23 protein-coding genes are annotated in these 20142 nt (G+C 56.8%); 9 read left to right on the top strand and 14 right to left on the bottom strand.

What is annotated here, in order from left to right; translation table 11 throughout:
- Positions 1-258: 258 nt before the first annotated feature.
- A complete protein-coding gene (locus FBZ97_RS05270) occupies positions 259-1470 on the top strand; it encodes an SfnB family sulfur acquisition oxidoreductase (RefSeq protein ID WP_145317010.1) in 1212 nt (403 codons plus the stop codon).
- 23 nt (positions 1471-1493) lie between these two features.
- Here the strand turns inward: FBZ97_RS05270 and FBZ97_RS05265 are convergent, their stop codons facing one another.
- The 3 genes from FBZ97_RS05265 to FBZ97_RS05255 form a co-directional block, all read right to left on the bottom strand.
- Complete coding sequence (locus tag FBZ97_RS05265) at positions 1494-1961, bottom strand: Rrf2 family transcriptional regulator (RefSeq protein WP_069613185.1); 468 nt, start codon at positions 1959-1961, stop codon at positions 1494-1496.
- Positions 1962-2167: 206 nt separating this feature from the next.
- Complete coding sequence (locus FBZ97_RS05260; RefSeq protein WP_145317008.1) at positions 2168-3628, bottom strand: FAD/NAD(P)-binding protein; 1461 nt, start codon at positions 3626-3628, stop codon at positions 2168-2170.
- A gap of 531 nt (positions 3629-4159) precedes the next feature.
- Positions 4160-4942, bottom strand: coding sequence for an aminoglycoside adenylyltransferase family protein (locus FBZ97_RS05255; protein ID WP_145317006.1), 783 nt, complete (start codon positions 4940-4942; stop codon positions 4160-4162).
- A gap of 302 nt (positions 4943-5244) precedes the next feature.
- Here FBZ97_RS05255 and FBZ97_RS34305 point away from each other — a divergent pair, with 302 nt between their 5' ends.
- Together FBZ97_RS34305 and FBZ97_RS34300 are read left to right on the top strand one after the other, a co-directional pair.
- Entirely contained in the window at positions 5245-5832 is a 588-nt protein-coding gene (locus tag FBZ97_RS34305) for a hypothetical protein (RefSeq protein WP_156090744.1), read from the top strand.
- Positions 5833-6163: 331 nt separating this feature from the next.
- Entirely contained in the window at positions 6164-6328 is a 165-nt protein-coding gene (locus FBZ97_RS34300; RefSeq protein WP_156090743.1) for a hypothetical protein, read from the top strand.
- Here FBZ97_RS34300 and FBZ97_RS05245 read toward each other — a convergent pair.
- The gene (locus tag FBZ97_RS05245; RefSeq protein WP_197044199.1) at positions 6325-6849 is read right to left on the bottom strand and encodes a phospholipase D family protein; all 525 of its coding nucleotides are present in this window, start codon (positions 6847-6849) and stop codon (positions 6325-6327) included. The two genes, FBZ97_RS34300 and FBZ97_RS05245, sit on opposite strands and share 4 nt — an antisense overlap.
- Before the next feature lie 354 nt (positions 6850-7203).
- On the opposite strand from FBZ97_RS05245, the gene FBZ97_RS05240 reads away from it, so the two are divergent.
- Genes FBZ97_RS05240 through FBZ97_RS05225 form a run of 4 tightly spaced genes read left to right on the top strand, consistent with a single transcriptional unit; the run spans position 7204 to position 8900 of the window.
- The gene (locus tag FBZ97_RS05240; protein WP_145317001.1) at positions 7204-7671 is read left to right on the top strand and encodes a hypothetical protein; all 468 of its coding nucleotides are present in this window, start codon (positions 7204-7206) and stop codon (positions 7669-7671) included.
- A gap of 11 nt (positions 7672-7682) precedes the next feature.
- Positions 7683-8420 carry an SOS response-associated peptidase gene (locus FBZ97_RS05235; RefSeq protein WP_145316999.1) on the top strand — a complete coding sequence of 246 codons (738 nt, stop codon included), beginning with the start codon at positions 7683-7685 and terminating at the stop codon, positions 8418-8420.
- Entirely contained in the window at positions 8417-8713 is a 297-nt protein-coding gene (locus FBZ97_RS05230; RefSeq protein WP_145316997.1) for a hypothetical protein, read from the top strand. Before FBZ97_RS05235 ends, FBZ97_RS05230 begins: the two co-directional genes overlap by 4 nt.
- A 1-nt stretch (position 8714) precedes the next feature.
- Positions 8715-8900, top strand: a complete 186-nt coding sequence (locus FBZ97_RS05225) for a hypothetical protein (protein ID WP_145316995.1) — start codon at positions 8715-8717, stop codon at positions 8898-8900.
- An 11-nt stretch (positions 8901-8911) separates the two neighbouring features.
- Here FBZ97_RS05225 and FBZ97_RS05220 read toward each other — a convergent pair whose 3' ends face one another.
- The 5 genes from FBZ97_RS05220 to FBZ97_RS05200 form a co-directional block, all read right to left on the bottom strand.
- A complete protein-coding gene (locus FBZ97_RS05220) occupies positions 8912-9343 on the bottom strand; it encodes a hypothetical protein (protein WP_145316993.1) in 432 nt (143 codons plus the stop codon).
- A gap of 136 nt (positions 9344-9479) precedes the next feature.
- Positions 9480-9755 carry a hypothetical protein gene (locus FBZ97_RS05215; RefSeq protein WP_348642350.1) on the bottom strand — a complete coding sequence of 92 codons (276 nt, stop codon included), beginning with the start codon at positions 9753-9755 and terminating at the stop codon, positions 9480-9482.
- A complete protein-coding gene (locus FBZ97_RS05210) occupies positions 9715-10077 on the bottom strand; it encodes a hypothetical protein (RefSeq protein ID WP_145316991.1) in 363 nt (120 codons plus the stop codon). The genes FBZ97_RS05215 and FBZ97_RS05210 overlap by 41 nt, the downstream gene beginning before the upstream one ends.
- A complete protein-coding gene (locus FBZ97_RS05205; protein WP_145316990.1) occupies positions 10077-10679 on the bottom strand; it encodes a lysozyme in 603 nt (200 codons plus the stop codon). Before FBZ97_RS05205 ends, FBZ97_RS05210 begins: the two co-directional genes overlap by 1 nt.
- Positions 10666-10914 (bottom strand): hypothetical protein, encoded by a 249-nt coding sequence (locus FBZ97_RS05200; protein ID WP_145316988.1) that lies wholly within the window; start codon positions 10912-10914, stop codon positions 10666-10668. Before FBZ97_RS05200 ends, FBZ97_RS05205 begins: the two co-directional genes overlap by 14 nt.
- Positions 10915-11152: 238 nt before the next feature.
- Between FBZ97_RS05200 and FBZ97_RS05195 the strand changes: the two genes are divergently transcribed.
- Together FBZ97_RS05195 and FBZ97_RS05190 are read left to right on the top strand one after the other, a co-directional pair.
- Positions 11153-11548 carry a hypothetical protein gene (locus FBZ97_RS05195; protein WP_145316986.1) on the top strand — a complete coding sequence of 132 codons (396 nt, stop codon included), beginning with the start codon at positions 11153-11155 and terminating at the stop codon, positions 11546-11548.
- Positions 11549-11649: 101 nt separating this feature from the next.
- On the top strand, positions 11650-12729 hold the full coding sequence (locus tag FBZ97_RS05190; protein ID WP_145316984.1) for a tetratricopeptide repeat protein: 1080 nt from the start codon (positions 11650-11652) through the stop codon (positions 12727-12729).
- A 93-nt stretch (positions 12730-12822) separates the two neighbouring features.
- Here the strand turns inward: FBZ97_RS05190 and FBZ97_RS05185 are convergent, their stop codons facing one another.
- The 5 genes from FBZ97_RS05185 to FBZ97_RS05165 form a co-directional block, all read right to left on the bottom strand.
- On the bottom strand, positions 12823-16119 hold the full coding sequence (locus FBZ97_RS05185) for a hypothetical protein (RefSeq protein ID WP_145316982.1): 3297 nt from the start codon (positions 16117-16119) through the stop codon (positions 12823-12825).
- Between the two features lie 66 nt (positions 16120-16185).
- Positions 16186-18399, bottom strand: a complete 2214-nt coding sequence (locus FBZ97_RS05180; protein WP_246661696.1) for a hypothetical protein — start codon at positions 18397-18399, stop codon at positions 16186-16188.
- Positions 18396-18803, bottom strand: coding sequence for a hypothetical protein (locus FBZ97_RS05175; protein WP_145316978.1), 408 nt, complete (start codon positions 18801-18803; stop codon positions 18396-18398). The genes FBZ97_RS05180 and FBZ97_RS05175 overlap by 4 nt, the downstream gene beginning before the upstream one ends.
- Before the next feature lie 7 nt (positions 18804-18810).
- Positions 18811-19407, bottom strand: coding sequence for a hypothetical protein (locus FBZ97_RS05170; RefSeq protein WP_145316976.1), 597 nt, complete (start codon positions 19405-19407; stop codon positions 18811-18813).
- Complete coding sequence (locus tag FBZ97_RS05165) at positions 19407-20141, bottom strand: hypothetical protein (RefSeq protein ID WP_145316974.1); 735 nt, start codon at positions 20139-20141, stop codon at positions 19407-19409. The genes FBZ97_RS05170 and FBZ97_RS05165 overlap by 1 nt, the downstream gene beginning before the upstream one ends.
- Position 20142 lies beyond the last annotated feature (1 nt).

Raw genomic sequence — 20142 nt, 5'->3', positions numbered from 1 at the left:
AATTCCAAGCCCTAGGATCAGCTTATGAAGCAGCTTTCGCTATTCGTTGGCCCCAGAGAAGAGGGTTCGCAACCCGCCATCCTCAACGCATTATATCGGGCCGCTCGCTTACAATTTTCGTGGTCGGCGCCTATCGTGCCCAAGGGCGCAACATGAATGCGCCAGGAAAATCCGTTGTACACTCCATCTATCGAAATTAAGATCGCAGGGATTTGCTGCGCCTGAGAAACCGACTTGGCGCTGGCCGAGGAGTGGTGAATGGGGACTGTTTCGCAGTTGCACGAACGTGTCAGGCCGCCCGCCCATCGCGTCCAGAGCGAAGAGGAAGCGCTCGACATCGCACGTTCGCTCGCCGCCGGTTTCGCTCAGCATGCAAGCGATCGCGATATCAATCGCATCCTGCCCTATGACGAGGTCGAAGCCCTGTCGCAGTCAGGCCTGCTGGGGATTTCCGTTCCTTCGGAACATGGCGGTATCGACATTTCGAACTGCGTTCTCGCCGAGGTCGTTGCGATCCTCGCCGAGGCAGATCCTTCCATAGCACAGATATTGCAAACGCATTTTCATGTGCTGGAAGCGGTGAGAATTGGGGGCGGCGAGGACCAACGGGCATCCCTTTTCGACCGCGCCATTATCGGCGATCGTTTCGGCGGCATCTTTTCCCAATCCGGTGCAAGCGGCACCGACCAGCATCCCTGGCATCTGACAGCGGACGGGCTCGGCTTCCGCCTCAGCGGACGGAGCCAGCCTTCCGCCAGCATTCTGTTTTCGGACTGGATCGCGCTATTCACGACCGACAAACGCAAGGGGCTGATCGCCGCTGTCCTGTCCAGAGATATGGAGGGCATCCAGATCATCGACGACTGGGATGGCTTTGGTCAGCGCACCTCCGGAAACGGCACGATCATATTGCATAATGTCTATCTCAATGCCGACGCCCTTCTTCTGCACCGAGAAAAGCTGGCTGAGCCTACAGTGATCGATAGTGTGAACCAGCTCACCGGTGCCGGCATCAATCTCGGCATTGCCCGCTCCACGCTGACGGCGACGATGGAATTCGTGCGGACCCGCTCTCACTCAGGCAACGGGGATGAGCGAGCCGTCAACGATCCGCTGATCGTGACAAGGATCGGCGAGATTGCCATCCGCATTGAGGCGGCGACGGCGATGGTGGAGCGCGCCGGCGGCAGGATCGATGCCGCACAGATCAATCTCACCGAAGATCATGTTATCGACGCCGCACTCTCCGTTGCGGCGGCCCAGACGATTACTGCCGATATCGCGATGGAAGCAGCCGACGCGCTGTTTGAGCTTGCGGGCACGGAGTCTGCGCGCATCGGACTCAACCTTGACCGCCACTGGCGCAACGCCCGCATTCACACCCTGCATGAACCGGCCCGCCGGAAATACCACATCGTCGGCAACTACCATCTCAACGGCGTAAAGCCATCGAAGACCTCATTGCCTTAATGGGCGCGGGAGAATCGACAAGGTCAGCCGATATGTGAGGCCCGGTGGTTTTCCCGTTCCGGGATATCGGCGTCAGCGCCACCGGCAACGAATTCCTCCAGCGACATGTTGTCGAGAATCTCGGCAATCGCGTCACGCACCTCGGTCATCGAGCGCCGGACCTGACAGCGTTCCGGATCGGAACAGTCGTCGCAGGCTTCGTAAGCCGTACGGCTGGCGCAACGGATAGGCGCCAACGGGCCGTCCAGGGTACGAATGACATGGCCGATACGGATTTCCGATGCGGGGCGCGACAGCGAATAACCGCCGCCTGGGCCTTTCTTCGAACGCAATACGCCGGCATTTCGCAATTCGAGGAGAATGGTATCGAGAAACTTCTTCGGAATATTGTTGCGTAACGCGATATCGTTGATGAACGCGGTTTCACCCGGACCAAGGCGTGCGAGATCCACCAGCGCCTTCAGTCCGTATTTTCCTTTTTTCGTAAGCATCGCCGTCCGCTTTACTGCAAAGTCGATTGTTGAAAACCCGGCGTGGCTCAAAAGAGACTCAACGGGCCGGTTCTGTCAGCACAGATTGCGGAAGTAACCCCGCAGCCCCTTACGAACAAGACAGTAACTCACAAATTGTATAGTTTATATGAGTAAATTTAGGCAATTGTATCGCCTAAGCAACGAATTTGCGGCTTTTCTTGGATTTAGGCGGCGCTACTGTCCAAATATGCCTTCTTTTGCCCACGCCTGAAGTCGGCAACCGCACCCGCCACCTGGTCGGCCACCAGAACGGCATGCTCGACCACCTCGGGCAATCCCATCAATTCGCCGAAGGTTCCGCGCGCAAGCGGTCCGGAGATAAACAAGGATGGAACCACCGTTCCATCGCCGGCAAGCGCCCGTGATCGCATATCGCAGGAAAACCCCAGCCGTGCGGGATCCATTGCGAGATATCCGGCCTTCGATAGCTCGTCGATCCAGCCCTGCGATTGCAGGATCCCGCGGTGCCCTGGTCCGGTGGTGACCACGACCGCATCGAATTGCCTTTCAACGGATCGCTCCGAACGGCTGAGGCGTAGGGTGCAGTCGACCACGTCATCTGCAACGCCGACCGCCGCGACCGAAGCCGCCAGTATTTCCAGCCGGCCGCTTGCAAGCGCCCCTTCGCTGACAGCCTCCACCTGCGGCGCAACGCGAAACCGATGCACATCCCAGAATGGCCTCAAATGCCGGACGAGACGTCGCCGTTCCGCGATCGGCAGCGCGTGCCAGACATGCCGGCCTTGCGCCCTCACCTGGTCGATGACAGCATGCCAGCTGCGGCCTTCGTCCTGCGCCTTGCGGATGGCGGTACGTACGTTGCGCAGCAGCTCGACTGCCGTCTTCGACGGCTGAGTGGCGAAATCGCCGAATGGCTCCTGCCTGACTGCCGCATGGCCGCGCGAGCGCAGGCCGCGTCGGGATATGGCAGTAATCGGCCCCTTATGGCCTCTGAGCCCGAGCGAGGCAATGACGTCGGCCGAGGTCAAACCATTGCCGACGATCAGAACGCGATCCTCGGAGCGAATGGCCGCAAGCGCATCCGGTCGTGTCGGATCGGGAATGAAGCGCGGGTGATCGGCAAGCGCATCCTGCAGCACTTGCGGCGGCAAGGGCGACGGATGACTGGTGGCGATGACGAGAATGTTAGCATCCACGCGCTGTCCATCAGTACCGGTGACCGTCCAGCGGTTGCCCGTCCTTTGAATACGCTCGACACTTTGCCTGACATGGAGGAGCCGCCCATTCTCGACGAAAGGACGGATCATGCTATTGATATAGTTTCCAAAAACGGAGCGTCGCGGAAAAAAACCGCCATTCACGGCGACCGCCGCATCATCATTGGCAAGCGCGTCATTCTCCAGCAGCCAGCGCTGAAAATGCTCGATGTCGTCGGGCAACAGGCTCATTTTCGCTGCCGGCACATTGATGCGGTGGGCAGGATCTTGCGTGTCGTAGGCAAGCCCTGCCCCCAAACGCTCTCTTGGCTCGAATATAAAGAGCTGACAGCCCCGCCCAGACTGATTCTGTAGCAAATGGAAGGCAACCGCCGTCCCGGAAACGCCGCCGCCAACTATGACAATAACAGGCAGATCAGACGCCTGGTGGTCCGAGCCGATGGTCAATAGCCAACTTCCTCCAGATCGATCGCCACGCGAATTCTACATCCGCCGGCAACCCAATTATCGTTGAGGCAGTGATATACTCTATAAAATTTGTTGACAATACGATTGCAGCGCGTGCCTGCCCTCTCTGCAACCAACGGCAGTCAATACAGTGCTGATATGCCTTTACAAACAAACGGTTATTTGTGCCGCGCACAACATTGTTTTTGCATCGCAAGATGTAAAAAACTTGGCATACACCTGTTCGAGGAACATACTAATGGTTGTTCTGGTTCGTGTTCTCTGTGGGAGGAGAAACATCATGGAACTACTTCGTCTGCTCACCGCATTCGACTATACGTTGATGCTGATTCTGGCTGCGATCTTTGTGTTCAGCGTCATGGAAGGCGTGCATAAGAAGCACTGACCGCATACGGTCGAAAGCGATGGCCGTTGCCGTCAGGCGGACATGTCTGACGTGGCTTGAAGCGCGCAGCTGAACCAGCTGGCAAAGCCATCAATCCGACGTGGTCGACTTATATGGGCAGCCGCCTATAGCAGCGACAGTATCTGCCGATGCAGACAGGTCGCCGCGTGGCGAGCCTCTCCCCGTCGAAACCTCCAATCATCCTGTATTTCCCCCAAATAGGCATTGCGAGCGAGCTGCATGGTCGTTCGGGCTACGTGTTCGGACAAGCGCGGCATGACCCATTCGGCGGCGATGTCCTTGCTGACGAATTCCCCAGTCGCCGCCGTTCTCCACATACGGGCCAGTGTCAGCAGAACATTCCGCTCGTCTCCATATAGATTGGCAAGCAACGCCGGCAGCGCCTCCCGTATAGCGCGCCCTATATCTCCGGGCGGAATTTCAACAAGAAGATCATCAAGGGCCGGGCCAAATAGCGTTAGGGCCTGCTGCCGCGCCTGAGCCAGGACGAGCGTGATGTCCGGATCACAAAGAGGCTCGGGGATTCCGCCGGCCTCGAAGTCGTCGCGCAACCATTCACCATAGACAAACTCACTACATGCCGGAAAAGATGGTGCGGAAAGATGATCCTTCAGAAACACCATGAGCTCGATGCAGCGTGAAGCACCGGGCCGGACTGGGTGACGACCCGAAGTCGCCAGTAGACGAGCAAGCAGGCGTTTGCGCATGGAATCGGTCATCGGGAGATCGATGATTGCCAAAACATCCACATCGCTTTGCGGACGCAGTCCTCCCGCGACCGCCGATCCGTGCAGATAGACGGCTTGAAGGTGATCGCCGAAAACTCCCTTGGCAATTGCCAAAGCCGCTCGGGCTTCTGCCGGAATTTCCGATGTTGCAGTCCGCATGCAATCTCCGATCGCGATCACCCGGATATAGCGATCGACGAGCCGCTTTTGCACCCCAACTCAAGCTCTTCATCTTCGTAATCGTCAAACCAAAGAGCATTGATCTAACAAGACATCCCAAAAGAACCGGATCAAAGTCCGTTTGCTTTGAGGGTGAGGCTTTATGATTATACTTGCAAAAATCAAGGCAAATATGCAGCGCTGGATTGTATAATCCGACACGTCTATTCATCGATCTAAGAAAAATGTTCCGCAAGCTTCGCGCAAACAATTCCTGGGATATTTCTCGACGTCGATAAGACATGAAGCAGAGAGGATATACTTATGAGTTACGACTGGGAGGGCGTAAAGACACGCCGCATGAGAAGGTTGAAATACGGGCTGTCCCTATTTCTCTTCACGATGTCGCTAGCCGCGCCAACGGCATTTCTGTTGCATCTGCGCTGAACCGGGCCTTCTCTTCCGGCAGCGGATCATCAATTCCATTCCCGTTTAACAGACTTCAGCATCCAGATACCAATCCACGATGGGTGGGAACCAAAGCAAGCCTCCGTTCGTTCCTAAAGGCACTTCCCCCTATCAAGGAGAACATCATGGCCGACGTCTCGCTGGACAAGGATATCAACGCTCAGATCAACGAGCTCCGCAGCCAGATCGATAAGCTCTCCACCGAATTGGCAAGGCGCATCGACAGCGCCTCGGATCGCGCCGACGAGGCTCTTTCTTCGACAAGGGGAAAAGTTGCAAGCATCTCGGACCATGCCCGCTCCGAGGGCAGGAATGTGGTGCAGGCCGCAAGGGAAAATCCGACAGCCACGGGCTCGGTCCTGATCGTGACAGCGTTACTCGGTCTATTTACCGGCCTTCTGCTGGGCAGGCTCTCCGATTGACCGACGGCCTCAACAGCCGAAAACCCTAACGCGTCACAAATTGCCTAACGATTTCAAGGAGTTTTTGGTGGGTGATGTAGGGCTCGAACCTACGACCCGCTGATTAAGAGTAATCAAATTTTTTCGGAAGAGACTGCATTGGAAGGATATCGGTTTCCAATGGCGGCATAGCTTCACCCCAGAAACCACGTGAACATAACAAGAATTGGAAACCGGCATTTCCCACTCTTGATTTTCCGTCGATCAGGTTCATCCTACGCCTATGGCTTATATCCCAGCGCCTACATTGCCCCGTGGCGATCCTGACCGGCACCTGAAATGCCAGGAAGCCATGGACGTCGCTTTACAGGAAGTGGCTCAGGCAGCCGTAAAGGCCGGATGGGATCAAGAGGAAGTCGCCACAGCCCTTGTCGAGCTTGTAGATGCCCAGATGCTTGCCCTGATCGAGGATATGGCTCTTGACGAAAGCCTAGCTCGGTTTTTCAAGCGGCGCTAGTTCGTCGCCCCTTCGAAAGCTCTCGACACCTTCAGGCGGCTATCCCAATTCGCCATGAACTGACGCGCGATCTCCCGGCTCTCGGTAAAAGTCACGTTCTCCGCATTCCGCTTCTGCGCCGCAGCCGTATAATTGTAAGAGCCGCCGATCGTCAGGTGTCCGTCGATCACTATGATCTTGTTGTGCGCGATCGCAGGCTCGAAATCGATCCACACCGCAACGCCGGCGGCTTCGAGCAGTGTCGCGCCCGAATATTTCCGCTCGTTGGTCTTATCGAGGATTGCTAATACCTCGACGCCCCTGCCCGCGGCTCGTTGCAGCGCGTGGATGATGGGAAGCGATGTGAAGCCGTAGGCCTGGACGCGGATGAATGACCGAGCCCGGTCGATCGCTTCGATGATCTTGGCCTCACACTGTTCGCCAGGCGTGAAGCAGACGGAGATCTTCGCCTCGACAGACTGGCCCGCGTGGGTTGGGCTCGCAAACATCAGGGCGGATATGGCGGCGATGGCGATTCTCATCTCTTTCCCATAGCATTTTAAGGGGTGCTTGACTCTTCTCCAAAATGAGAACATTTTGAGAACAAACGAGGCCGAGAGCCTCGGTTTACACAAAATTTGCTGAAAGGAACCGCCATATCGGCGGAACGGAGACGTGCGCCATGCAAACGACCGGCTATACGATCACACCCCGCGATGCGGAGATCATTCGAGATCTCATAGCATTTCTAGGCGAAGACGTTTTTGATCAGCGCCGAAGAGACGGCGCCATCGCCAAGTCGGACAAGTTCCTACAAAAAATCACAGATGCCCGAAGCGTCATTGAGCATATGCGGTCCGATGCCAGATCTTAGGCTTGTAGAATCCTCTTCCAACATGCTCGCAGATCATAAGGGGGAAACGGTCGATTTCATCTGCGAGGATTGCGAGATCCTGAAGCGGCTGAAGCCGTCGGCTCTCTTGGAGGAATATGGCAATCAGACGATGCCGTCGCTTCCTGAGCTGGTCGCGAAATCGCTGGGGTGCAAGCGTACCGAGAATGCCTTCTATGACCGATGCAAGATGCATTTTCATTTCTCGCCGGACGAATGGGCGAAGCGCATGGGGTACATCGATCCCCGAGAGCAGAAGCGTGGAGAACTTCGCTTTTCCGATCTGAGCCGATGGCATAGGCTCTACGTGCATTGCAGCTGCGGACGAAAAAACGAGCTGGATCGAGAGCGACTTGAGAAATCGTTGGGAAAGGATGCCTTGATTTCTGCCGCAGCCGGCAAGCTTGTCTGCAAAAAATGCGGCGTCAAAGGTTCGGCAAAGATCATCGTCCGCTCGCCGCCGCGGGATTAGGGGGGAAGACCATGTGCAACCTTTATAATGTGACAACCAACCAGGAAGCCATTCGGCAGCTCACGAGGGCGATGATCGACAGCATCGGCAACCTTGAGCCGGAGCTGGATCTCTATCCGGATCAGATGGGGCCAATCGTGCGGAACACACCGGCCGGCCGAGAGCTGGCGAAGGTTCGCTGGGGCTTGCCGTCCTCTCAAAAGGCGCAACTCGATGCCGCCACGAAGCGTGCTGATAAGCTGCGCGCCAAGGGTAAGCAAGTGAACTTCGATGAGCTTTTGAGGATGGAGCCGGATGGCGGAACGACGAACGTCCGCAACACATCGAGCAAGCATTGGGCGCGATGGCTGGGAGTGGAAAACCGCTGCGTGGTGCCATTCACGCGGTTCGCCGAGCCAGATCCGGCAAGCAAGGTCGAGGGAGGCAGGACGCCCAACGCCTGGTTCGCGGGCAGCGCGGATGAACCGCTGATGTTCTTTGCGGGCCTATGGGTGCCGCAATGGCGTTCTGTGAGGAAGGTCAAGGAGGGAGAGATCACGGTCGATCTCTATGGATTCCTGACCTGCAAGCCGAACGCCATCGTCGAACCTATCCACTACAAGGCAATGCCTGCCATCCTTCGCAACCAGGATGAAGTCGAGACCTGGCTTACAGCGCCTTGGGAGGAAGCGAAGGCGCTTCAGCGGCCGTTGCCGGATGACGAACTGGTGCTGTTGCCACCGAAGAAAACCGCAGGAGAAGAACAATGACCGAAGATAGAATAGAGAAACTGGAAATACGAGTTGCCGAGCTCGATGGCCGATGCGTGATGCACGAGCTGCTTATCGCGCAATTGTTGGGCACGGTTGGCTCAAGCACAGGTGACATAAAGGGTTTCGTCGGAAGCGTGCTCGGCAACGTCGCACGCGATCTCCAATCCGCCTCGAAAGCTGCAGGCGCTGCGCAAGAGAGACGCTTTGCCTACGCCATGAAGACACTGGAGAACTTCGCGGGGAATATGGCGGGGTCGCTCGGGGGCATTCCGAAGGGCAATCTGAACTGAAATGCCCGAAGAACTCGAACGCCCGATGGATACCGTCCACGTCAATCACTATTGCGAGCACCCCGGCTGCAAGGCATGGGGCGGCTTCGGCTATGATATCGGCAAGGGCGAGACGAAGTGGTTTTGCTTCGAGCATCGCTGGCTGGACTATCGCCAGCCGCGATATGGCGATCGGCCTAAGGGATAGTCGGCATTTCGTCACCTCGGGCGGTACACTCCGGGCGACGGTTTTCCGGTCATCATGTCCACCTTCGATCCGACGACCTCGACCTTCGTGGAGATCGCGGACATATCCTTGCGGAGAAGATCGAAGCCGGTTTGCATCGTCTGCCGCATCGCATCCTGGCCGGTAATCATTAAATCAGCCAGCCGGTCCATGCGACCGTTGGCGGCTTCCTGCCCCTTCTTTAGCTCGACAATATCCTTGGGCGCGCTGGCGACATCGGCAAGCGCCTTCTTGGTCTCTGCCTGAAAGGTATCGGAGATCTGCATCCGTGCGAGGCCGCGCTGATCGATGACCTGAACTTTCGCCTCAAGAGCCGCATAACGATCCCATCCCGCCAGCGCCAAGGCGAGGAGCGGGAGAAGAGTGCCGAGATTGAAATCGAAGATTATCCGGGGCTTGTTCATAGCCGTATCCTCTTTGCCTGTGCCCATTTATCCTGCGCCCGCCCTATGAAATTTCAGATGGAATGCCACGCCAGCAGCAGAAGCGCCGCCAGCGTGAAAGAGAATGTGAGGAAGCCGAGAAGGTTCGCGGCTACCCTCATTTCGATGCAGCGCCGAAGTTGGCCTTCGTATCGTCGTAGAACGCCGCGCAGCGCTCGCCACGCTCGTTTGCGCGGTCGAGGGCGCCACGCTCCCGCACAAGCACGGAACGCAGCTCGTCCCCTACCCTGACGGCGGCGTGCGGCTCTTTCTTCCGGCAGTCGTCGGGAAGCGGCGGCAGATTGATCCCAGCCGCGATGACACCCTTTGCGGATGACGCCTTTTCCAGCCGATCAGTGAGACTGCAGGAACTGAACGTCAGCAGGATCAGCAAGGCACTGGCGATTTGCAGCAGCGAGCTTCTTTTCATAGTCGGCGATCTCGATATCGGTTTGAGCGTCTTTGGCTTGCTGGGCGGCATCATCGGCCGCCTGGCGCTTGCGGGCCTCTTCGAGGGCCTGAGACGCGGCGTTGCGCTGGCGTTCCAGTTCGGCCGCTTTGGCTTCCGCTGTCGTCTTTTCGGCGAGCTCGACATATCCCGCCCGAGCGCGATGTTCTGCGGCCGGCACGGTGATGAGGCTCATGAAGACATAGACGAGGAAACCACCGACAACGGCGCCGGCGGCGAGCTTGAGGTAATCTAGTAGACCGAACATCACAGGCCACTCACGCAAAGCTCGCCTTCGCCGATACGGGAGGCGTCACCCATCTCGCGGCGTTTGGCGAGGCCGACGACCATACGGCCGCCAGCCTTATTGAAAGCCGTGGCCGCATTGCAGCTCGCGATATAGTCGGGACGCCTACCCTGGCGCGTCGCCTCGTTGACGATCTTCGCCGCGCTCGATCCACATGCCCCGCCGGTCCCTATGTTCCAAGAGAGCGAGAGCATCATGCCGCGCCAGGAAAGCGGCTGCCTGTCCCAATTGGCTACGCAGGCGACCAGCGCTGGCCGATACCGCTTTTCCATCTTCATTGCAGTTCGCTGATCACACTCAGCCGGCGTGAAAACCTGATAGGGATTTACGTCATCGGTATCCCCGTCACAGCCGGTCCAGACCGGCGGCTTGGCGATGCGATCGAGGTAGGCGACGAGCTGCCGCCCCTCCCATGGCATGGCTGTCTTGATCGCCAAGGCGACGTCGTCGTGAACCTTCGGCTGACCAGGGAAGATGGCGACATACCCCGCGACAGAAGCCGCCACGATCGAAGCAATGAGAGCCTTTGCCCGCGGCGTGGCGCGGAGCTTACTGATCGGCATTGCGATCTCCTGATATCTTGGTTTGAAGGACGAACCGGAAAACCCACGCCAGCGAGCCGCAGACGGACGCGAGGGCGAGAAGCCAGATCGGATTGAATGGAAGGTATGAGGCAAGCGCAGGCGCCAGCGCCGCCGCCAGTTCCAGCAGAGTGATGGCGAGGAAGGCCTCGATCATCCGCAGACTGAGCGAACGCTTAAGCACCCGGCCCGCATGCGGGACGAGTTTCGGTTTCATGGGATGTCCTTAGAGATGGATCGACGCGCCACCGCGAAGACATTCGCAGGAGCAATAGTGTGTTCAATAAAGAGAGCGGCTCAGCAACAATTGGAAAACTTGCGAAATATTTCACAACCTGAGCGCTTGATTCAGAGATGGGGTGCGTGCTCTATTCAGCAGAAGGCGGTCTTTGGTGCCCGCAAGCGGCAGACGGTACCGGAAGGTGCTCGCCTTTAACCTGAGTAGCGATTGCACGATGAACATCGAAACATTTATGGCAGGCGCCGAGATAACGATATCACTGTCGCCAACGGCCTCTAACCCGGTTCTGAAACAGAACCATTTGCACCCGATGGAGCATTACAAAGTTCGGATCGAAAAACCCGGAATGTCAGCGGAGGAAATTTATTCTCGACCTGTTCAAGATCGGCCCGCACAACCAAGCCGAGAAGAAATTATAGCTGCGTTCGCAAGACGATGCCTATCTGTCAGGAAGACCGATTTTCCTACCTATTTCAGGATTAAACACTTCCAGTCAGAGCAACTTGCCAGGCGCTGTTACAATCAAGATTTAGCGCTTCGCAGCAAGCTTTTCCCTGTTATCGGTCTCGATAATTGGGACAACTTTTTGGATTTTGGCTTGAAGCAATAAGCGCAATTCACGCCAATCCTGATTCATATGGGGATGGCATTCTCAATCAACTCACGGGTGCGCAGTTCTGCCATCCAACATCAATTCAAAGATGCCCGCAAATGATTGAAGCAAGACATTTAGACGAGCTTATGAGCTCGAAACCCGAGCAAGAAATTAGGATGGATGTAAAGCCCTCCACTACTCTAACACCTGATGAGATCGATGCTCTTGATCTTGATGTTAGAGGGGTTCTGGATGGGGGGGATAAATCCTCGGTTCGTGGCGATATACCGTGCTCATGGGATTATTATCGCCATTATGCACAAGCATTTAGCCGGTTTCGCGATGCTAGCATAAACGTAATCGAAATCGGCGTGGCCGGAGGATCATCTCTTAAAACTTGGGGCGGCTATTTTCGATCCGCCACATTGGTCGGAATTGATATAGATCCGGCGTGCGCAAAACTCGAAAGAGGTCCGCTCAAAGTTCGAATTGGATCACAGGATGACGAACAATTCCTGACCGACGTCGTTAAGGAGTTCCCGCCCACGATTATCATTGACGATGGCTCGCACCAAGCGCAACACATCATCAAATCTTTTGAGGTGCTATTTCCTTCATTGTTAAGCGGCGGCCTTTACGTGGTCGAGGATCTTGCGTTCCACTTCGAGGACAATGGAGCAAAGGTCGAGCCATCAACGCACGGTACCGGAGAACCTGTATTCCATTATTTTACCCGCCTATTGGCAGCAAAAGCTGCACACGTCACATCCCTTCGCGATGCAGGCGACAAATTGAACACGATCTACGCTGAGATCGACGAGATTACAGTTGCCGGAGGGATGTTGATTGTCAAAAAGCGGGCGCACAAAGATTGGTCTCTCCATGTTCCATTTTTCGAACAACAACTCAGGGTGCGAGCAGAACATGGTGTAGAGCAGTATCGCTATGCGTTGCTTCGCTACGCAGAATTCCTCATGACCTACAAAGTGAATATTCCCAGGGCTGTCGATCTCCTAAAAGAAGCACTGAGCACCGCCCCTGGCAACCGTCGTGTGATAGTTTTCCTCGTTGCTGCACTGAGGGCTAATGGGCAACCAGAGGAGGCCAAACGTATCGCCGCTGAGAATGGTTTGGCTGAGAGTGATCTCAAACTTCCAATCATCCATTGCCCGACCTATATGCGTTATCCTCATTGACAAAGCAGAGTGTGGCGAGTGATCCATCGATAACTCGCCACATGGACTTCACACAAGGCATTCCCGGGCCAAATACTCCGCAAAATTAGGCGTCTAAGAAACGGCCTCATATGTTCCGTTCATTATAAATGCCATACCATTGGCGCCGGGATAGGTTGAATCATAGTAGGTGATCAACACGTCGGTAGTGCCATTGTTCTGGTATCCCAGCAATGCCTTGCCATTAAGCGCTATTTCTCTCCCAACGTACGTGAAAATTTCGGGGCCGGTTGCTACCGGCATATTGCCAACAACAACCGCACCAGATCCGGTACCGTTCGTCGTTATGCTGCCGGCGATTTGAAAGTGAACTTGGCGACCAATTTTCTTATACTTGCCGTTGACGCTTGCCGTCGTAAGCGCGCCTGTCTGCGCTCGAATGGTGGGAGTAAAAGAAATCCATGCGGCCGCGGCATTGTCCGTCGCTGGATCCGATCGAGACCAATCGATAAACTTGACGTCGGCTGGATTGAACGCCATCAGCAGCGGGATTGTCGCGCCAACGGCAAACCTGCCGGACGCATCGCTGACACCGAACATATCGCCGTGCGCGAACGCTATGCTGTCGCTCCGTAATAGGTCCATCGACACGCGAACGGCGCCCTTTGACTTCACACGGCCCCACTGACCCGGCCGGATGTCCTCATACGCGATACCGGCAAATAGGCGGGCGGCGTCGGTGCTCGTCATGGTGCGCACGCCAGGCCGACCGGTCGTTGCCCATGCGACGGCCGTCTTGCGCAGGATCGTGGTCGCACTGGAGTTATAGACGCGCTCCTCTTCGTCTGTGAAGCGCGGCCGAAACAACTCATTGACATTGAACAGGTCAGCGACGGCCGAGCTGCCGAGCGCAGTGTTGATCGACGCAAGGATCGTGGCATTGGCAACGGCGCGATAGTCGCTATTGAAGGTGACCGTCTTTGTCGTTGCACCGTCAATCAGCACGGTCAGCGTCTTCGCTGTGGTCGAGCAGTCGCCAAGGCGCTTGCCGATCTGCGTCACCGCCTGATCCGCATTCGGCCCGATCAAGTGATCGCCCACGTCAAGGAAGCCATAGACGCCGCCGGCAAGACCGACGGCGCCGGCGATGGTCGTCGTGCCACCAAACAGCGCATCCGCTCCGGTTCCGGAAACGGTTACTGACGAACTCGTGCCAGTTGTTGCACTCGTGATCCGCAGTGCGCGAGAAAGATCATCGTCGAGGACATATGGCGCAGGTGTATTACCGTAACCCGTCACCGTCGCCAGCATCTTGTTGGCGGGCACCTTTGCCGGATCGGTCGGGATCCACGGCCATGAACCTAAAACTACCGGGCCGCCAAGGCGGTTGCCGACAAGGCGTACGACATCATTCTGAAGTGAGCCGATGTTTGCCCAATAGAATGAGGCGAAGCTAGAGCCTGGCGTCGTCGCGCGCGGATCGAGGTCGTTGCCCTCAATATCGACCGTGATCGGCGCTGCAGCCAATCCCCAATTGTGGCAGTGCAGAGCATCGAAATTGTAGCCGAGCAGTGTCGAACGTCGCAGCTCAAAGCCACCTCCATCGCTAATACCAGCGCCGATCGCACTGCAATTGCTCCAAACAGAAGAACCGCTGCCGCCGTTTGCATCCTGATAGGCCTTGGCAGTGTCGTTGCCCAAATGCTCCAGGTGGCAATCCTCAATCACCTGACGACGGCCAAAGAGTGTATTGGAGCTGTCCGCGTGGATGACGTAGCGGCAATTCTGCCCGGTCAGACGAAGATTTCTGAGAGTGATCTCGTGATGAAGATCCACTGTCGAATCGTTGGCAATGTCGGAGAGTGATGCGTTGGCAGGCAGCGCGAAGGCAAGGATAGGCCTCTGCAGGCCGACACCCGCAAATTCCAGATTGTCGATGCTCGGATAAAAGAATGGATAGTTCGATCCGCTATAGCTGCCGGCACCATCGATCGTAAAGCGTACACCGGCCGGCGAACCGGCGATGGCACTGGCAATCGTGGTGAAATCGCCGCCAGCCGGGGCGATCTTGACTGTCGCACCTTTTTCTCTCGAGCGAAGACGGGTCTTGCGGGCCGACAGCCTGGTTGACAGATTGTGGCGCAGGCGGGCAGTCGCTGCCGCACCTGTGATACCGGCTATAGGCGCATCCAGAACCTCAACGATGATATCAAGGATCTTCATGGTGTCCGTCGTCAAGGTCGTCATATCGCCACTGACGGAGCCGCCGGACTGTCTACCATTCTGAAGAGTGACGACTAGCTGCTCAATCCCTGCGATTGTCGTACCCTCGACGATATATGCCCGGACCGTGCTAGATCGTTGCTGCGAGAGAACTCGGTAATTGGTCAGAAAGTCGCCGCCCGTCGGGCGCAGAAATGCTCCGACCAGCGGCGTAATCACGCGCGCATAATCCGGCGATGTCTCAAGCAAAATCGTCACCCGGATATTTGCGCCACCCAGATAACGAGCGTCGTCATCCTGTGGATACCAGATCCAGTTGATGTAGGTGAACCCACCAGGAGTACCGGCCGGAATATACCAGCCGACAATATTGTTCGTCTCAGGGTCGCGAAGCCACGAGAGCCCGCTTGCGAGCGTGCCGATGCCCTCATATTTCTCAGCAGCAAGTGACACCCCAAAGCGAGCCTGGGCAAGACCGCGTAGGGCAAGACCAATGTTCTCCGCACCGGACGAAGCGTCCGGGGTGCTGACTACACGATAGGTGACAGAGCGCAGTGTCAACGATGCAATTGACGGTGCGGCGACTGCCGCAAGAGAGACCTGCGCAATCAAACCGATCGCCGGCTCATTGCCGATCACGGTATAGCCGACCGTCCTTGTCACCGTGCCGCCGACTTGCTTGTCTGAAACTAGTATACCACCGTTATTGCCTAGTCCGCGACCAATATCCACATAAGCCGTACTCAGCGGAGCACGATCAAAAAAACCTGCAGTCGCGTCGAAAACTGCAGTGATGTAAATGGTTCTGCCCGCCAGCGCGGCAATCTCCTTCGCATCCGAAAGCGGGTAGGTCGAAATGTTCGCTGAACGTCCATCCACATTTGCAGGGATGGTGAAGCCGATTGGATACCCCTCACTGGACAGGGTCGTCGTAACGCCAGTCACCGGAAAACTGAGATTGAGCGCCTTGCAGTCATCGAACCTTTCACCAACACTTGGCAGATCCTCAACATTTATGAGCGATCCGGATGCCTGAAGGTCATCAACGACAGCCTCAAGCCCGGTAATCTTGCTTTCCAGCAAACCACCGATTTGAGTGCGAATTAGCGGCTTGCTTGGTTTATCAGGCTCTGTTGTTGGACCATCCGAATAGATAGCATCAAAAGCAGCCTGGATTTCGCCAGCCATATTGATCTCCATACGTTTTCGCCTCGGCTGGTGGCCAAGGGTGATTGTGTGAAACTGTGAAAGAAGTCAGGCGACCGTGAATGCGCCGGTTGCGACCGGCGTTCCCTCCACGCCAGAACGGTTGAGCGATACGACCCACGCGTACTTGACGCCTGCGGTCAGGGTTATTGTCGTGCTCGAAAATGCGTTTGGAGCGCCACTTGTTGATGGATTTATTGCGCTCGCAGTTCCGAAGTTATTGCTCGTATTCCAATAGATGCGCGCACCGGCATAGTTGCCGCTGTTCGGGCCGGTCCAGTTGATCGTTGCGTTTCCGGTGCCAGGCGAAACAGAAACGTTGACTACTGCGGCGGCTGGGGTTGGATCAGCGGTGGTATGGACCTCTTCTGTCGGCGAGCGCGGGCCATATGATCCGTTTGAACCGATGTATCCGGCCTCCACATCAAGATCGACATCCACCGGCACCGCGCCAGTATTCAGCTCGATATAGCCGCCGGAAAGATTCCAATCTGGGAACTGCTGTTCGACCCATGCGCCTGGAACGCCACCGCCAGCATCAGTCAGGCGATAGAAAACGACGGGCGTCCAGCTATCCGAGCCCGGATCGAGCAGAACGACACGGAGATAAACGGAACCGCCGTTGGCAACAGCCTGCACGGTATTGATGACACCGGGAGAGATTTCGGCAGTGCCGAGTGTGTTGGGGACTGGCGGCTGCATGCCCTCGTCCGTCGCCGGGTTCCAATCATCGATATCGTCGGGGTGCTGGATGATCTCCATTGTATAGCCGCCACGCGTGATCGCGATCGTCGATCGGCGATTTTCGAAGAGCTTCCCGTCGAGGCGCGGCAGGCGAACGGGAGAGGATAACCTGACCCATCGGCTATACATCGCGTTCATCCCAGAAAGGCGAACATCGATCGTCCCTTTGACCTTCTGCCTAAGACGACGCCAGTCGCGTATCCCGAGCCGCCGCGCTTGGCGCCATTGCTGGCAGGCGCGATAGTCTCCAGTTTGGGAAAGGACGCGGCCAGCCTCTATCTGAGCTGCCGCATCTTCGAAATAATCAGTATCGCAGGACGAATAGCCGGTATCAGGATAGGTGAACTTTGGCACCAGCCGATTGCACTCATCCTCGAAGAGCACATCATATTGGATCTGATGGCCGATCAAGTCGGCATCTGTCAGCGTCTCGACCCGGCTCTCTCGAAATTTGCCAACGGTGAACAGCAACGCGCCGTCGCCACGCTCGCATGTCCAGCCATCGCACGAGGCAAGGATTGCATTGGTGCCGACCTTGGGACCATTTTCCGTCGTGTCCCAGATATTGCACTCATACCGCTTTTCAGTGCCTCCTGAGGCACGCGGAACGTCCTCATCACAGACATTCGCCTCTTCGATCCACATGTCGAGGACAGGCAGGATGGCTTTGCGGTAATCGCGATGATTGCCGAACTCGTTGAAACATTCGTGCCAGCAAAGCGCCAAGGCGCTGTTGCGGGTCCAGACCCATGCGGACGGGTTCGATGGATCGGAACTGATGCGGAAGTCCCAACAATAGGCGCCATCGACTTCAGCGGATACCTGAGGCGCGCCATAAGGAAAGCGCTTATTCTGGTTTTTTGCCGCCGTAGATTCGGCAATCATTGCGATCGAAGCTTGCCCGTCGCCGCGATGATTGTTGGTCCAAACACCTGATGCCGCCAACTTGTCGACCAAAGGCGCATAGGCGGTTTCAGTTGGAAGCCCCGTCCGGGTCAGCAACCGAACATTATTTCCATACCGCCCATTGTCGTCATTGGTCGTATAGCCGTTGGCGTCGAGAAATACCTCGTCATCGTGAAGCCAGTAGCGGTTGATCGATTTCACCTGATGGCCGACCAGCGCTTGGACGGCATAAAGGTAATCGCCGCTGGCCTCCCAAAGCATGTACGCGCCTGCAAGCCGGTTCCGTCCAATAGACCAGACGCGGAACGGCGTGCTCTGTGTCTTCGGGACGCGTCCGCTTTCCGGATCTGGGGGCTTCGGCGCCATGAGCGCCTGAATGCCGACGGCAAGCGCCGTCGTGGCGAGAGCCGACGCGATCGAGGCGAACGTGATCGTTTGCGCTCCGATCGTGATCCCAGCGGTACCAAAGACGGCGGTAAAGAGCGGCGTGAAGATCGGATCGTAGACCGGAGGCGCTCGCACGAGCGATGAGCTTGAATAAAGTGAATATTCCCAGCCGCGCCGGAGAGCCTCTTCCGACGACACATTTTCATAGAGGATGCGCAGGCTCATTGAGGCACTTCCCAGGCTGCGATCCATTCCGCAGGCTTGCCCACAACCCCAGCTGGGCCAAGGCATGCCCAAAGCGGACCGAACTTGATGGCGCCGATATCCTTGAAGTCGCCATCAAGGCTCGTGGGTGCTCGGATGATTCCGATGTCGCCATTGCGGGGGTCGCTGGTGCGCCGAATACCGGCACGAGCAGCAACGCTATCGACGAGCGCAATGATCCCGCCGTGCGACATTATAAGGGCCTTTGCCTCCTGTTCGGTCGAATAGGTGCCGCGGAACTCTTCGACGGGATCAACGCCGGTCACATGCGCTACCCACGACGCGCAGAACATCAGGCAATCGTCACCGCCCTGCCCGCCCCAGCGAAACCGGTGCGGGCCTTCAAGCCAATCTCGCAATTTCATGGATGCCTCAGTAGTTCGGCCAAACCGGAGCGATGCCGCGCGCTAGGCGCTGGACCTGCTTACAAAAATCGTCTGTCGGCGATCGGGCTTTCTGCTGCGCGTCGGACCAAAGCGTCAATGCTGCGCGTGATCGCGTGTTGCTACCAGCGACCACGGAAAGTGTCAGGGTGACACTGGTATCGCCATTTTCCGACGATTGGCCGACCTCGGAGGGATGGGACGCCGTGCCGTTCCAGATCGGAATGATTGGCCCCATCGGTTGATAACAATCATCCAGCACCATAAGCCCGAGTTGCACCGCGGCACCGCGAACCGCCGGTATGCTGTCTAAGGTCTTCGCTGCCATGCCAGGCGTAAGACCGGAGAGTGTGAAATCGACGTTATCCGCGGTGCCGTTGATCAGCATTTCGAGAGTCGGGACGCCAATCAGATAGCCGCCGCCGATGTAGACCGTTCCCTCGGGATCGATGCTATCGAAACGAGCGGTCTTATCTTCGACGCCAAACCAGACGTGCAAGCCGGGATCTGTATCGATGCGCAGGAAGATGCCCAGCGCATGGCTTTGCCTCATCGCCGCAATGATGTTGTCCGGTATCCAACCCATTAGAAGGCCTCGGTAAACTGCAGCGTAGGCCGGGACTGGTACCAAGCCTCATAGTCCCATGGGAGTGAGAAACCCTTGGGAAATTTCATCACACACATCGGACGGGCGAGCTCGACCCGCGTCCCTACCGTGATCGCTTCCCTGAGCGCAGGCCCGATTGCCAGAGTATAAATCGGATTTGCATCGCTGCTGACCGATTGGACCTCCCAGTAGCGATAGGCTCTCCATCCCTTGGTAGGATGATAGATCGAGAACCAGTCGGACCAGCGCAGCGGCCGCGCAGCACCGAAAACCTGCATCTGGATCACGCCGGCGCCTACCACGGCGTTCGCGGTCACTACGGCATAGACAGATGCCTGCGAATAGCCTGATGTATCCGAAAACAGCGAGCCATCGGAATGCGGGATATGGTCGATGATCGGCCGGCGCTTGCCGTTGATCACCGGAAACGGCCCGATACCATCATTGATGATCGGGACATTGAAGAACCGAAAGCCTCCATTTCCTCGCGCTCCGAGCCAGTTGATGACCTCGTGCCGTTCGGTGTCGTCACCTTGTAGAACGCAGCGCTCGTATGTCGCTGTTACCCGGCCGCCGCCGCCAATCTCAATCGAGATGGATTCGCCGGTCGAGTTCGTTCCGCCATCGATCGATGAACCGACGACATCAAAGCTCGCCCTCGTCGGCCGCAGATACAGAATGGGGACGGTGGGCTGGTTGATAAAGCTGCCCATC

Source organism: Rhizobium sp. ERR 942 (assembly GCF_007828395.1).
GTDB classification, from domain to species: domain Bacteria; phylum Pseudomonadota; class Alphaproteobacteria; order Rhizobiales; family Rhizobiaceae; genus Rhizobium; species Rhizobium dioscoreae.
This window is presented reverse-complemented; position numbering and strand designations above follow the sequence as displayed.

Excerpts from the sequence above, each read along its gene's own strand:
- FBZ97_RS05240 (WP_145317001.1), top strand. The coding sequence starts at position 7,204 with ATGCTCGCAGATCATAAGGGGGAAACGGTCGATTTCATCTGCGAGGAT.
- FBZ97_RS05230 (WP_145316997.1), top strand. The coding sequence starts at position 8,417 with ATGACCGAAGATAGAATAGAGAAACTGGAAATACGAGTTGCCGAGCTC.
- FBZ97_RS05165 (WP_145316974.1), bottom strand. The coding sequence starts at position 20,141 with ATGGGCAGCTTTATCAACCAGCCCACCGTCCCCATTCTGTATCTGCGG.
- FBZ97_RS34300 (WP_156090743.1), top strand. The coding sequence starts at position 6,164 with ATGGACGTCGCTTTACAGGAAGTGGCTCAGGCAGCCGTAAAGGCCGGA.
- FBZ97_RS05195 (WP_145316986.1), top strand. The coding sequence starts at position 11,153 with ATGAACATCGAAACATTTATGGCAGGCGCCGAGATAACGATATCACTG.
- FBZ97_RS05210 (WP_145316991.1), bottom strand. The coding sequence starts at position 10,077 with ATGTTCGGTCTACTAGATTACCTCAAGCTCGCCGCCGGCGCCGTTGTC.
- FBZ97_RS05175 (WP_145316978.1), bottom strand. The coding sequence starts at position 18,803 with ATGAAATTGCGAGATTGGCTTGAAGGCCCGCACCGGTTTCGCTGGGGC.
- FBZ97_RS05255 (WP_145317006.1), bottom strand. The coding sequence starts at position 4,942 with ATGCGGACTGCAACATCGGAAATTCCGGCAGAAGCCCGAGCGGCTTTG.
- FBZ97_RS05185 (WP_145316982.1), bottom strand. The coding sequence starts at position 16,119 with ATGGCTGGCGAAATCCAGGCTGCTTTTGATGCTATCTATTCGGATGGT.
- FBZ97_RS05270 (WP_145317010.1), top strand. The coding sequence starts at position 259 with ATGGGGACTGTTTCGCAGTTGCACGAACGTGTCAGGCCGCCCGCCCAT.
- FBZ97_RS05190 (WP_145316984.1), top strand. The coding sequence starts at position 11,650 with ATGATTGAAGCAAGACATTTAGACGAGCTTATGAGCTCGAAACCCGAG.
- FBZ97_RS05225 (WP_145316995.1), top strand. The coding sequence starts at position 8,715 with ATGCCCGAAGAACTCGAACGCCCGATGGATACCGTCCACGTCAATCAC.
- FBZ97_RS05180 (WP_246661696.1), bottom strand. The coding sequence starts at position 18,399 with ATGAGCCTGCGCATCCTCTATGAAAATGTGTCGTCGGAAGAGGCTCTC.
- FBZ97_RS05265 (WP_069613185.1), bottom strand. The coding sequence starts at position 1,961 with ATGCTTACGAAAAAAGGAAAATACGGACTGAAGGCGCTGGTGGATCTC.
- FBZ97_RS05245 (WP_197044199.1), bottom strand. The coding sequence starts at position 6,849 with ATGAGAATCGCCATCGCCGCCATATCCGCCCTGATGTTTGCGAGCCCA.
- FBZ97_RS05235 (WP_145316999.1), top strand. The coding sequence starts at position 7,683 with ATGTGCAACCTTTATAATGTGACAACCAACCAGGAAGCCATTCGGCAG.
- FBZ97_RS05200 (WP_145316988.1), bottom strand. The coding sequence starts at position 10,914 with ATGAAACCGAAACTCGTCCCGCATGCGGGCCGGGTGCTTAAGCGTTCG.
- FBZ97_RS05220 (WP_145316993.1), bottom strand. The coding sequence starts at position 9,343 with ATGAACAAGCCCCGGATAATCTTCGATTTCAATCTCGGCACTCTTCTC.
- FBZ97_RS05170 (WP_145316976.1), bottom strand. The coding sequence starts at position 19,407 with ATGGGTTGGATACCGGACAACATCATTGCGGCGATGAGGCAAAGCCAT.
- FBZ97_RS05205 (WP_145316990.1), bottom strand. The coding sequence starts at position 10,679 with ATGCCGATCAGTAAGCTCCGCGCCACGCCGCGGGCAAAGGCTCTCATT.
- FBZ97_RS34305 (WP_156090744.1), top strand. The coding sequence starts at position 5,245 with ATGAAGCAGAGAGGATATACTTATGAGTTACGACTGGGAGGGCGTAAA.